This window comes from Sphingobacterium athyrii (assembly GCF_003071065.1).
In the GTDB taxonomy this organism is placed as follows: domain Bacteria; phylum Bacteroidota; class Bacteroidia; order Sphingobacteriales; family Sphingobacteriaceae; genus Sphingobacterium; species Sphingobacterium athyrii.
Map to the genome: position 1 here is coordinate 816,702 of NZ_QCXX01000001.1, position 12,061 is coordinate 828,762.

Genomic DNA, 12,061 nt, shown 5'->3' on the forward strand with positions numbered 1-12,061 from the left:
TTCATTTTTAGCGTCTAAACTGTCAAATGGATCTGTAACCTTTTTGGCCGATTGCTTACAATAGGTTAGAGCTTATTATGTATTCCATCCAGTTCAAGGGATTTTAGCGAAGCCCAGTCATGTGTATAAAGCATGGGTGCAAACATCCATTTCCCTTGGTTTTCCAAACTGATCAATGGCAACTCATAGGTCTGTTCCAATACTTTCCGAACCTGCTCCCTGTCCATTCCTTGTAGATCCACCAGTGTATTGTCCTGCATCAAATAAAAGTGGTCGCCAAAAAGATAGGCCATATTGGGGTCGTGCATAACACAGAGCACCGTTGTTCCCTCCTTGACCAGTTCTTTAGCGGTCTGCAAAACGGCAACCTGATAGTTCAGGTCAAGATGGTTTGTCGGTTCATCCAAAAGCAACAGATCAGGCTGTTGCACCAATACCCGACAAAGCAAGACCAGCTGCCGCTCCCCTCCCGAAAGAGAGGTATAAGATTTATGTTTTAAATGTGCGAGATTAAATTTCTCCAGGATTGCATCTACAGCCTCAAAATCTTCGCGGTGCGGCGAAAATCGGGAGAACGATGCACGCCCTGTTAAAATAACATCTGCCACCTTAAAAGGGAAAGTTGTCTGATGAAACTGGTTTAAGAAACCCAGTTTAAGCGCATTTGATTTACCAACCTTCCAGTTTCTACGTTCCGTTTTACCGATTAATACCAATCCCTGATAGTGTTTCTCCAATCCGGCAATAACATTGAACAAGGTCGACTTACCGCTACCGTTCCGGCCCAGAATAACCGAAAGCTTTCCTTCTGGGAAGGACACATTGACGTCCCGCAAAATAGTATCCTTACCATAGGCAAAAGATAGGTTTTTGATATGGATGGATTTGCTCATGAGTTCCAGTTAATTTCGTTCCGGCGCATCAGGTAGATAAAGAGTGGAGCGCCAATAATCATTGTAAATACCCCTATCGGAATTTCGAAAGGCATGACTGCACGGGAAAAATCGTCAATCAATAACAGGAATGTCCCACCGATACTGATATTCGCCCATACGACAATATTATTGTTGGGGCCAAAAATCATGCGGCTGATATGTGGAACAATGAGTCCAAATAAGCTGATCACGCCTACCGCAGCAACAGCTGATGCGGTGATCATGGTCGCAACCCCGATCATTACCAATTTCAAGAGTTTTGGATTCACCCCCACAGCAATTGCTTCCTGATCTCCCAATGCTAACAAATTCAATTTCCAACGCAATAAGATCAATATGATCAATCCGATCACTATCGGTAAAAAGGCGTTCTGCACTTTTGACCAGGAGGCGGTATGGAGATTTCCCATCGTCCACTGCACAATAGCCTGCAATTTATAAGGATCACTGATATATTGTAATAGGGTAAGCATCGCTGTAAATACCCCTGAAATAACCATTCCTGCCAAAACCATCCCAATGATGGATGTTTTTAAACCGGCATTGGATACAAAGTAAGTCAAGGCCACAGCACAGACACCAAAAAGAAATGCCGAAACATTGACGGACAAAAGTGGAAACAGCATGGCTAAGGCGGCACCGAAAGCAGCACCGGAAGATATTCCCAACGTAAATGGGTCTACTATAGGGTTTCGAAAAATAGCTTGTAAGGTCCCTCCAGATGAGGCAAGAGCGGCACCGACCATAAAGGTCAATAAAATCCGTGGCAAACGTACTTGCCACAAAATGGTATCCATGCTGCCCATCAATACCGTCGTATCATTTCCTTTATAAAGCCCTAATTCCAACCCTATACGTTGGCAGAGTTCAATAAAACCAATATGCTGACTTGAGCCGATCAATAATGAAAGCAGGAGCAGCACTAATGGCAATATCACCAACAATAAAAGCTTTTTTAATTGAAGTATCATTGCAGAAGCCCCGCTTTACCGTATAATTTGTCAAAAGCCATTGTCATATCCTGATCGAGTTGTTCCTTGGTATAACTCGGGAAACACCAATGCCGCACCTGTTTGGCAAAGAGCATAAATTTCACTGTATGTGGATCAAAAGGAAAGGACGGTGACATCACAAATACCTGTTTATTTTTTACGGCAGGCAGTGCGGCTAATTCTTTCAAATTGTAAACATCAGAACTTTTGGAATTCCATAGAATCATGAGATCGGGATTCCACTTGTAGATCGTTTCAGCCCCTACATTTGGTGCTTCCATTTCCAAGGGACAGGCATTTGCCGCCCCCGATAGACGAATAGCCATATCGATGAGGCTACCCTTCCCCGAGGTCGAAAGTACCCGTCCTTTTGACCAGGCGTAATACACTTTCTTTTGCGGCTGATCTAACGGAGTTGCCATTTTTTCAACCTCATCCCTGACAAATTTGACAATTTCCTCAGCCCGTGCTTTCTTGTCCAAAAGCGTTCCCATTCCGATTAATTCGTTAAAGATACTGGTTTCATCTTTCGATGAAAAAGTGAAGACGGGAATACCCAAATTTTCGAGTTGCGCAATATTATCCTGATCGGTATTAAATGTCAGGACAAGATCGGGATTCAGGCTTACGATGCTTTCCACATTGTTGGCCTGGCCTCCAAATGTTGGTGTAGCGATACTTTTCTGAACGATACGTGGGTCTAATTTCGATAAAAAAGCATAGGTATCTTCCATTTGATAGACTTGTTCTGGAATACCGACCAGCCGGTCACTGGCCTGTAGCATATACACCTCATCCACAAGGGAGGGATACAGGACAACAACACGTTTTGCAGGTTGCGCTAACGTAATTTCCTTGCCGCGGCTATCTAGGGCCTTCACTCCATTTTTATTTGCTTTGGACTGTTGGTTTTGGCAGCCTTGTAAACAGACCAACAAAACCAGGGACAATAGCAATGTATAGATACTAATTTTCATTGTTTCTCCTGTTCTTTAGCTGTTGGTGAATCCGATTTTCAGACAGCAATATCGCTTCTTCCAATTGGACAGACGCACCATATTTCGCCGCAATTTGTTCATAGAGTCGACCATCGTAGGGCAAACGGAGAGATTTGAGCTGACCGACCTGGAATATCGGTAGATGTCGATTACCGACAAAATAACCGAAATCTGCCAGCTGGACAAAATCCGAGGGGTTAAACCTGATCGCCAGAGTCGGTTTGACCGTAACGATTGCCTGCAGTTCCCCATTGTGATACAGCGCATCTCCATGATGCCACTCCTGTCCCCGCTCCAGTTCCATCAGGATCGTATTGCCAGACAAGGTATTTCTGGTCAAACGGCGTTTATTAATTTCAAACCATTCGATGTATACCCGATCTACCTGATCAGTGATGGTTTGATACTGGGGCATAATGGTATCTATCGTTACAGGCAATCTATTCATTGTTATATTGGGTATGTCATTCGTGCTTTGCGCTGTGATCAACTATCGTGCTATCTGAGTGTTAATCACTTTCGCGCATTTACTATTTCGCCGCAGCTACTTTCTGTTGTTCTTTTTTCAGTTGGACTTTCTCTTTCAACCAGTCACACCAGTTATCTAGGCCATCTCCATTCAAGGTACTGATCGTGATCACTTCCAGGTTTGGATTCACTTCACGTGCATCTTTTGTCACGGCTTCTACGGAGAAAGGTACATACGGTAACAAGTCTGCTTTTGAAACAAGCATTAATTCACTGGTCAGAAACATACGTGGGTATTTTTTGGGCTTATCATCACCTTCGGTTGTCGCCAATAAGGTGACCCGATAGTCTTCCCCTAAATCAAAAGCCGAAGGGCAAAGTAAGTTTCCGACATTTTCGATAAATAACAAATCGATGCCTTCGATATCGATGTGATCGAGTGCCTGCAAAATCATTTGCGCCTCGATATGGCACATACCGCCGGTAACAATCTGCAAAGCATTGATGCCAACATCACGCATGCGGATGGCATCACGTTCCGTTTCAGGGTCTCCCACTAACACGGCAATGTTTAGATCTTTGGAAAGACGCTTTCCAGTCTCTTGCATCAAGGTTGTTTTACCAGAACCCGGAGAAGAACATACATTAACCACACATACATCTTTCAGTCTTTCGCGGATACTTTTGGCGACAAAATCATTTGCTTTTAATAAATGTAGGGTTGTATTTTCACATTGAACCGAACCGACGCGGTTACCTAAGCTCTTAGGATTTTGAGTATTGTCTGACATGATAATTGATTTTTTAATCGTGTTTAAAAATTACTTTGGAAATATAGAGTTCATCTCCTTGAACAATTGTACTCGAAGGCTGCCCACAATCGCAGACAAATCGGTGAAAATGAACAGGAAAATTCTTCTGGCAGTGTTCACAATAGGCAATGATATCATTTACCACAACCTCCATTTCCATATTCCGGTAATGGGTGTTTTCAGTGATAAAAGCGTCAAAAGCATTTTGGATCAGCACAGGCTGCACATTGGACAATAGTCCTGCTGTCACCTGAATTTTCTGGATATCATCCACCCTACTCTCGTAATGCGAGGTCAGGGTATCGAAGATATCCTTTACTATACTTAGCTCGTGCATGGGTATATTTTAAGAAATCAATAAAATAAATTTAGAAAAGAAATTACTACTTTTTCGTTCAGCTTCCGTCAAAACCGAAAGCCCAAAATTGTTAAAATGGGATTTTTATTTGCTCAAAAAGCAGGAACCGTGCGATGGGAATCGGTTCAATATCCAAAACATGTAGATAACGGTAGTCGTTTTGCAGCGTCGAAGGCAGTAATTCATGCCATAGTAAATCGACCATAGCCACCCAGCGATCCGTTAACCAATCCTGATTATTCTCAACATCCAGTTCTGCGATAGATTGCAGCGATGGATATAAAGGATCTAAATCTGGATTGTCTATTTTTTGAGGGGTCGAGGGTAGAAAGTTATCCTTATTCGATTCAGTTTTTAGGGAAGAAATGTTATGGTGAGAACTATCACTTTTCAGTACAACACTGTTTGCATTTAAACTTTTAAATGAAACAAACAGAACTGTAATTAGAAAAATAAAGTGCTTCCACATAGCTGTAAACTAACAAAGTAACAAGTTTCCCTTTGAAAACAACACAAAGTTACTACCGATCAAACAACAAAAAGTAGCACAAATCTTGAATTTTATTTCACAAAATAGGAAAAGTCCAAAGAAAATTCCATAATTCTTCATATATTAAATTAAAATTTGGTTAAAGCGAGATTAAAATGATCTTAGAGGCATAAATTGACGATTTTGGCACAAAAAATTAAAACAGTTTTAAGCGATTATAACCATCGTCCCTGGCCTATACCAACTAGCCCCTGGCGTTACTATCAGGAATGGCTTGATTTACTTTTTTTACATTTTCAAGTCGATTATGAGCTACTCCGGCCATTAGTTCCTGCCGAATTGCAAATCGATCAGCACGAAAGTCTATGTTATGTATCTTTGGTTGCTTTCAAAATGAAAAATATCCGTCCCAGAAATTTGCCTGCATTCCCACCCATTTCGGATTTTTATGAGATCAATTTACGTACCTATATCGATCAGGATGGTAAAAAGGGTGTTTATTTTATCAATATTGAAGCAAGCAAATACTTATCCGCATTGGTCGCAAAAAAGTTATCCGGTCTGCCTTACGAAAAGTCCACTATGTTGCGGGATACGCAAGGGTATCATAATCTTAACCAAGAAAGGGGCTTTAGGTTAAAAACGATCTTTGCCGTGACCGATAAGATTAAAATAAAATCCAGCCTTGATACCTGGCTTACCGAACGCTATTGCCTTTACCTGGACAAACCCGATGGAATATATTGTTTCGACATCCATCATTTGGAGTGGCCGTTGTTTTCAGTGCAATTGCAAGAATGTCAGTTGGACTATAAAACAGGAGGTATTCATCTCCATAATGAAAATATTGGACTTATACACTACTCCCCTGGCGTACAAGTACTGGCCTGGGACGCTGTAACGATCAAGCCCCACCAACCATAACAATAATACCTACATTCACGTTTTCTCGGCAAATTCATCTGCCAAAATGCAAAACCCCAGGAGAAAACTATACTTTCCCTTGGGAGAATCTTCCGCCCTCCGAGGAGAATTTGTTTTTTCCTTAAGGGAATCTTCCGTCCTCCGGGGGTGATTTGTTTTTTTCTTAAGGGAATCTTCCGTCCCCCGAGGGGAATTTGTTTTTTCCTTAAGGGAATCTTCCGTCCCCCGAGGGGAATTTGTTTTTTCCTTAGGGGAATCTTCCGTCCCCCGAGGGGAATTTGTCTTTTCCTTAAGGGAATCTTCTGTCCCCCGAGGGGAATTTGTCTTTTCCTTAAGGGAATCTTCCGTCCCCGGAGGGGAATTTGTCTTTTCCTTAAGGGAATCTTCCGTCCCCCGAGGGGAATTTGTCTTTTCCTTAAGGGAATCTTCCGTTCCCCGAGGGGAATTTGTTTTTTCCTTAAGGGAATCTTCCGTCCCCGGAGGGGAATTTGTTTTTTCCTTAAGGGAATCTTCCGTCCCCCGAGGGGAATTTGTTTTTACCCGAAATCTAGGACAGAGAAATCTGAGTAACAAACTATGGGATTAAAGACGATAGATCAAGTTTTTAGCAAAAAACAAATTGAAATTCAATAAAAAAATAGGGTAAAATTCCGCCAAAAAGTTTTTCGTGCCTCCTGAATTTTGGCGGAATTTTACCCCTACTATTATCCTTTAATTTTGTATACAACGCAAAAAAGGCCTGTACGACTGATCATGTACAGGCCTTCATATTATTAATCGCTTGTCAGGCGTCGCTACTGTGCTTTGAGATTACATTAGCAAGCAGTGCTTCGTCCAGTTATCTGTGTAAATCAAAACGATCCAACTCCATCACTTTATTCCAGGCAGCGACAAAATCCTTAGCGAATTTTTCTTTCGCATCAGCACTACCATAGATTTCAGCAACAGCTCTTAATTCAGCGTTAGAACCAAATACCAGGTCCGCGCGTCCAGCAATCCATTTCTTTGCGCCCGTTTTACGGTCTGTTCCTTCAAAGAGTTCCCTATCCTGCGAAACGGCTGTCCAGGCTGTTCCCATATCCAATAGATTCACAAAAAAATCATTGGTCAACTGTCCGGGGCGCTCGGTCATAACACCTGTTTGAGAACCATCAAAATTAGCCTGCAATACACGCATTCCACCGATTAAAACGGTTAATTCTGGAACGGATAAGGTCAGTAATTGCGCTTTATCAATCAATAATGACTCTGTCGAAACCGTGTAGGCACCCTTTCGATAGTTTCTAAATCCGTCAGCAATAGGCTCTAGATAACCCATCGATTCTACATCAGTCTGCTCTTGGGAAGCATCCATGCGTCCAGGATTAAACGGAACTTTGAGGTCATGGCCGCCAGCTCTGGCTGCCTGTTCGATCGCTGCCACACCGGCAAGAACAATTAAATCAGCCAACGATACTTTTTTCCCTCCTTGTTGTTTACCATTAAAATCCTGTTGGACCTGCTCCAGCACTGTAAGTACCTTTTGCAATTGCGTCGGGTTATTAACCTGCCAGTATCGTTGTGGCGCCAAACGAATTCGAGCTCCATTTGCGCCACCGCGCATATCCGAACCGCGGAATGTAGATGCCGAAGCCCATGCTGTGGTCACGAGCTCCGCTGTGCTAAGACCTGACGCCAAAATAGCTGCTTTTAAATCCTCAATATCATTTGCGTCAACCAAGACATGGTCTACGGCAGGAATAGGGTCTTGCCATAGCAATTCTTCACTCGGCACTTCCGCCCCCAAATAACGTTCTCGTGGGCCTAAATCACGGTGCGTTAATTTAAACCATGCACGCGAGAAAGCATCCGCAAAAGCATCCTGATCTTCATAGAATTTACGGGAAATCTTTTCGTAAACGGGATCAAAGCGCAAAGACAAATCCGTTGTCAACATCGTCGGCCTACGTTTTTGATTCGGATCAAAAGGATCAGGAACATTAGCTTCCACTCCCTTGGCTACCCATTGATGAGCGCCTGCAGGACTTTTTGTAAGCTCCCATTCATTTTCAAAAAGGTTTTTAAAAAAGAGGTTTGTCCATTCTGTGGGTTTTTGGGTCCAGATCACTTCCAGGCCACTGGTAATCGCATCAGTACCTACTCCGGTACCATAGCTGCTTTTCCATCCGAGCCCCTGTTGTTCGATACCAGCAGCCTCTGGTTCCTTGCCGACATTGTCTGCAGGTCCGGCACCATGCGTCTTCCCAAAAGTATGCCCTCCGGCAATTAGGGCAACAGTTTCCTCATCATTCATTGCCATACGCCCGAAAGTATCTCTGATATCCTTTGCAGCTGCAATTGGGTCTGGATTTCCATCCGGCCCTTCCGGATTGACATAAATCAGCCCCATCTGTACCGCTGCCAAAGGTTTCTCAAGATTGCGGGAATGTTGTTTGCCATCTGCATCGTCGTCCGCTGATAAAACACCATGCGACTCAACCACACCTTCAGAGCCATGCGCATAACGGACATCACCACCTAACCAGGTCTTTTCAGATCCCCAGTACACATCCTGTTCCGGTTCAAAAGCATCCACACGACCTCCTGAAAAGCCAAAGGTTTTAAATCCCATTGATTCCAACGCAACATTTCCCGTTAAGATCAATAAATCTGCCCACGAAATATGCTTACCATATTTTTGTTTGATCGGCCACAACAGTCGACGGGCCTTATCCAAGCTAACATTGTCCGGCCAACTATTTAAAGGAGCAAAGCGCTGCTGTCCGGATCCTGCACCGCCGCGGCCATCACTTACACGATAGGTTCCTGCACTATGCCAGGCCATCCGAATAAATAAGGGACCATAATGTCCAAAATCTGCTGGCCACCAATCCTGTGAATCTGTCATTAATGCATGTAAATCTCTTTTAACGGCCTCCAGATCCAACTGTTTGAAAGCTTCAGCATAATCATAGCCTTCGTCCATAGGATTTGATTTTGTCGCATGCTGTCTCAAGAGATCAACACGAAGTCTATTTGGCCACCAATCTTGATTCTGAGTTCCCCCTCCCGCAACGGCGTTGCGCATCGTTCCATTGTGAAATGGGCATTTGCTAATGTCTTTTTCGTTGTTGTCCATATTAAAAGAAAGTTTAATTATATAATATCCTAAATGATCAAATTGTTTGACTTTTACTTTCATAAAATTAAACATATATGCGATCCCGAGCTCATCGAATGATTCGATATAATATAATCAAAATCTATAAATAGGACTACACACTATAAACAATCCCCAGTACAACTACCTTGATGTAATATTTACCTCCATCGTTCGCAACAATTAAAAAACAAAAAACACTCTTTTTTTATTCTATGAATAGAAAGAACTAATATTCATTTGTCATGGGGGAGTTATCCACATACCTAATCAGTGCATTTATCGGTATAAGTCTGGCCGCAGCAACCGGCTTCCGAATTTTTATGCCACTATTTTTATTAAGTTTAGGCTGTCGTCTCGAATTGTTTCAGGTGGGCAATGAATGGGCTTGGGCGGGTTCTAATTTGGTCCTGATTACGACAAGTATAGCAATGATTGTTGAAATTGCTGCTTACTACATCCCAGGTGTGGACAATATCCTGGACACAATTTCTATTCCCTTGGCAACGATTGCGGGAACATTACTATTTGCGGTCCAGTTTACCGATATTTCTCCGTTTTTCCGCTGGTCAACGGCCATTATTGCTGGCGGGGGAACTGCTGCAACAATTAGTACAGTACTGGCTGGTACTAGAGCCGCATCTTCCATCGGTACCGCGGGTCTTGGCAATTTTATTATTTCGACCATGGAGACCATTGGTTCCTCCGTCTTGACCATTCTGGCCATATTCGTTCCTTTTATGGCTATTTTGGTCGTTCTAGCACTATTTTATTTCTTCGGAAAATTTGGAAAAAAACAGCTACAAAAAAAACTCAAAAAAACATAAAAGAGGTCAATGCGCCCGCATCGACCTCTTTTGGAGTTGCTGTTTAGCTACTTGTTGCCGATTATTTAGTCAATAATGACTTCTTGTGGTCTTTTCACCTTGTCAAGATCCTTAGGGAGAATGACTGTTAGTACACCATCTTCAAAACTGGCATGTACATTATCTGTAAGCACCTGTTCATTTAATTGAAATTCACGTTCAAACGCAGTGCCCAAATGCTCTTTATAGATATAAGCTACCGCATCGTTGGCATTTTCTGTACAAGAAATCGTTAAGATCCCTTCATTTATACTGACCTGAAATTGCTCTTTCTTTCGGCCGGCGGCAAACACCTGCACTTCGTAGAACTCGGAATTTTCGGAAATATTCACAGGAACAAATTGCTGTCCTTCTCCGCGCTGCCCTGCTTCGCCTTCAAAAAAATGCTGTTGAAATTTTTCAAAACGGTCTTTGAAATGCTGACCGCAAAATCTATTTTGATTTGAATATCCGCTGGAATAATGATCTCTTTTAAACATGTCTTTATTTTTTTAGTAATGAATATTGTGTATTGAGTAATGAGCAGCCCAAAGGACTTCGCTATTGCCGCTATTTATGTTATTTGGTTTTCTACCAGGTCCTGATTAATACACCGGGACGATTGTCGCATTCTTATTCCGTTGTTGTTTGTATAAAGGAACGATTACACTATTCGTCCTCGACGCACTGTACATTCCGGGGTGGATCGGAGCCTTGTCCATTTTAAATGAACGCATTTCTCTCCTACGCATTTTGGCCATTGCAAAGCTTCCTATTCCGAATAAAATCGTTGCAACCAACAACAGCTTAAAGATCGCTCCCATAATCAAGCTGGCTAAACCCACTATTACCGTCAATGCAATCAAGCGGGGTAATATAAATCGAATTTTATTTTTCATTTTTTCTTTAATTTAATTGTTCTTTAAACCCGAAATCTGTCAATCCACTTCTTGGTAATCCTATTCGTTATCCGATATACTTCTTACGTTGTCAATTTCTCAACCTGTATCATTGCTTTATATCGTTAGTAACAGATCATCGCGTTCTGCCATTACCTTTAAAGTGTTTCTTCAGCTTTTGGCATAAAAAAAGGCGCCTTTATAGAAGAAGACGCCTGTACCAGGTTTTTACTTTAAAAAATTCTATTTTTTTTTCAGAATCCACATCGTCCATTGAAACGACGTTTCCATTCCTCCCGCAAGCGCTCCCTTTCCTCTTCTGAAAGATCTCCATGGAGGCCCATATCAGGGGGGAAATTTTTACGGAACCCGCCCCTTCCCGGCTTACCAAATCCACGTCCAAATAGAATACGTGATAGCACAAACAGACCAAATGCCTGCCAATAACTAATAGCTTTCAAATTGAAAATATCACACATCAATGTATTCCACAAATATTGTAATAAGGCTACCAGCAAGAAAACTCCAATGATAATGGCAACAAATACAAAAGCAAATTTGCCTTTTCCCTGTCTTCTCATTCTTCTATTCATAGCTATATTGTTAAAATTTTAATTCTTCGTATAAGTTCCGCAAACGTAAACGCAGATGTTTTACAGCATAACCCTTTCTGCTTATTATCGTTTTTAGATTTTCATTCTCCATCTCGGCAATCTCCTGCAATGTTTTATCTTCAATTTCATTGAGCATAAAAACCCGACGTTGCTTTTCTGGCAATTCTTCCAGCGCTTTCATCAATTCATCCCAGAAAATATCTTTGAATAATTTGAGCTCCGGGTTGTTCGAATCATCGGCCAGCAGAAACTGACGTATCGGAAAGGCCGTATCCACTTCCTCTCCATCCCCCACTAAATCATCAAGTGACTCATCTTTCTTCTTTCGATAACTATCTGTAATCTTGTTTCGCGTTACAGCGTACAACCATGCCCCAGCATTTTCCAGTTCGTCTATATTGGTCAAACGACTGAATTGATACCAGACCTCCTGCAAGATATCCTCGGCATCTTCCGTTTTTTTGACCTTTCCTTTTACAAAACGCAGCAATTGACTCCCATAAGTCTTGACGATGTCTGTAAATGATCTGGAGTTTTTTTCTGCCATATGATTTTGGTATGCAATGTCCATAGCCACATAGACGAAC

At 42.1% G+C, this 12,061-nt stretch carries 15 protein-coding genes; 2 read left to right on the plus strand and 13 right to left on the minus strand.

The features are described from left to right. Nucleotides 1–65: 65 nt before the first annotated feature. The 7 genes from DCO56_RS03770 to DCO56_RS03800 all read right to left on the minus strand — a co-directional run bounded on the left by DCO56_RS03770 (nucleotide 66) and on the right by DCO56_RS03800 (nucleotide 5,032). Nucleotides 66–893, minus strand: a complete 828-nt coding sequence (locus DCO56_RS03770) for an ABC transporter ATP-binding protein (RefSeq protein ID WP_108632387.1) — start codon at nucleotides 891–893, stop codon at nucleotides 66–68. Beyond that, entirely contained in the window at nucleotides 890–1,906 is a 1,017-nt protein-coding gene (locus tag DCO56_RS03775; RefSeq protein WP_108632388.1) for a FecCD family ABC transporter permease, read from the minus strand. Before DCO56_RS03775 ends, DCO56_RS03770 begins: the two co-directional genes overlap by 4 nt. Continuing rightward, nucleotides 1,903–2,904 (minus strand): ABC transporter substrate-binding protein, encoded by a 1,002-nt coding sequence (locus DCO56_RS03780; protein ID WP_108632389.1) that lies wholly within the window; start codon nucleotides 2,902–2,904, stop codon nucleotides 1,903–1,905. The genes DCO56_RS03775 and DCO56_RS03780 overlap by 4 nt, the downstream gene beginning before the upstream one ends. Continuing rightward, nucleotides 2,894–3,373, minus strand: coding sequence for an urease accessory protein UreE (locus DCO56_RS03785; protein WP_108632390.1), 480 nt, complete (start codon nucleotides 3,371–3,373; stop codon nucleotides 2,894–2,896). The genes DCO56_RS03780 and DCO56_RS03785 overlap by 11 nt, the downstream gene beginning before the upstream one ends. Before the next feature lie 82 nt (nucleotides 3,374–3,455). Further along, entirely contained in the window at nucleotides 3,456–4,184 is a 729-nt protein-coding gene (gene hypB, locus DCO56_RS03790; protein ID WP_108632391.1) for a hydrogenase nickel incorporation protein HypB, read from the minus strand. Between the two features lie 13 nt (nucleotides 4,185–4,197). Continuing rightward, nucleotides 4,198–4,542 carry a hydrogenase maturation nickel metallochaperone HypA/HybF gene (locus DCO56_RS03795; protein ID WP_108632392.1) on the minus strand — a complete coding sequence of 115 codons (345 nt, stop codon included), beginning with the start codon at nucleotides 4,540–4,542 and terminating at the stop codon, nucleotides 4,198–4,200. 91 nt (nucleotides 4,543–4,633) lie between these two features. Then, nucleotides 4,634–5,032 carry a hypothetical protein gene (locus DCO56_RS03800; protein ID WP_108632393.1) on the minus strand — a complete coding sequence of 133 codons (399 nt, stop codon included), beginning with the start codon at nucleotides 5,030–5,032 and terminating at the stop codon, nucleotides 4,634–4,636. 204 nt (nucleotides 5,033–5,236) lie between these two features. Here DCO56_RS03800 and DCO56_RS03805 point away from each other — a divergent pair, with 204 nt between their 5' ends. After that, the gene (locus tag DCO56_RS03805; RefSeq protein WP_219929297.1) at nucleotides 5,237–5,977 is read left to right on the plus strand and encodes a YqjF family protein; all 741 of its coding nucleotides are present in this window, start codon (nucleotides 5,237–5,239) and stop codon (nucleotides 5,975–5,977) included. 15 nt (nucleotides 5,978–5,992) lie between these two features. Here the strand turns inward: DCO56_RS03805 and DCO56_RS03810 are convergent, their stop codons facing one another. After that, nucleotides 5,993–6,550, minus strand: coding sequence for a hypothetical protein (locus tag DCO56_RS03810; RefSeq protein WP_108632394.1), 558 nt, complete (start codon nucleotides 6,548–6,550; stop codon nucleotides 5,993–5,995). A gap of 265 nt (nucleotides 6,551–6,815) precedes the next feature. Then, nucleotides 6,816–9,095: a catalase/peroxidase HPI gene (gene katG, locus DCO56_RS03815; protein WP_108632928.1), complete on the minus strand. Its 2,280-nt coding sequence runs from the start codon at nucleotides 9,093–9,095 to the stop codon at nucleotides 6,816–6,818. Nucleotides 9,096–9,361: 266 nt separating this feature from the next. On the opposite strand from katG, the gene DCO56_RS03820 reads away from it, so the two are divergent. Continuing rightward, nucleotides 9,362–9,943, plus strand: a complete 582-nt coding sequence (locus DCO56_RS03820) for a DUF4126 domain-containing protein (protein ID WP_108632395.1) — start codon at nucleotides 9,362–9,364, stop codon at nucleotides 9,941–9,943. 65 nt (nucleotides 9,944–10,008) lie between these two features. Here DCO56_RS03820 and DCO56_RS03825 read toward each other — a convergent pair whose 3' ends face one another. From DCO56_RS03825 to DCO56_RS03840, 4 genes are all read right to left on the minus strand, one after another. Then, nucleotides 10,009–10,461 carry an Hsp20/alpha crystallin family protein gene (locus DCO56_RS03825; RefSeq protein ID WP_108632396.1) on the minus strand — a complete coding sequence of 151 codons (453 nt, stop codon included), beginning with the start codon at nucleotides 10,459–10,461 and terminating at the stop codon, nucleotides 10,009–10,011. A 105-nt stretch (nucleotides 10,462–10,566) separates the two neighbouring features. Beyond that, nucleotides 10,567–10,860 carry a hypothetical protein gene (locus DCO56_RS03830; protein ID WP_108632397.1) on the minus strand — a complete coding sequence of 98 codons (294 nt, stop codon included), beginning with the start codon at nucleotides 10,858–10,860 and terminating at the stop codon, nucleotides 10,567–10,569. Nucleotides 10,861–11,114: 254 nt separating this feature from the next. Continuing rightward, nucleotides 11,115–11,453, minus strand: a complete 339-nt coding sequence (locus tag DCO56_RS03835; RefSeq protein ID WP_108632398.1) for a hypothetical protein — start codon at nucleotides 11,451–11,453, stop codon at nucleotides 11,115–11,117. 10 nt (nucleotides 11,454–11,463) lie between these two features. Next, nucleotides 11,464–12,021: an RNA polymerase sigma factor gene (locus DCO56_RS03840; protein WP_219929298.1), complete on the minus strand. Its 558-nt coding sequence runs from the start codon at nucleotides 12,019–12,021 to the stop codon at nucleotides 11,464–11,466. Nucleotides 12,022–12,061: the final 40 nt, after the last annotated feature.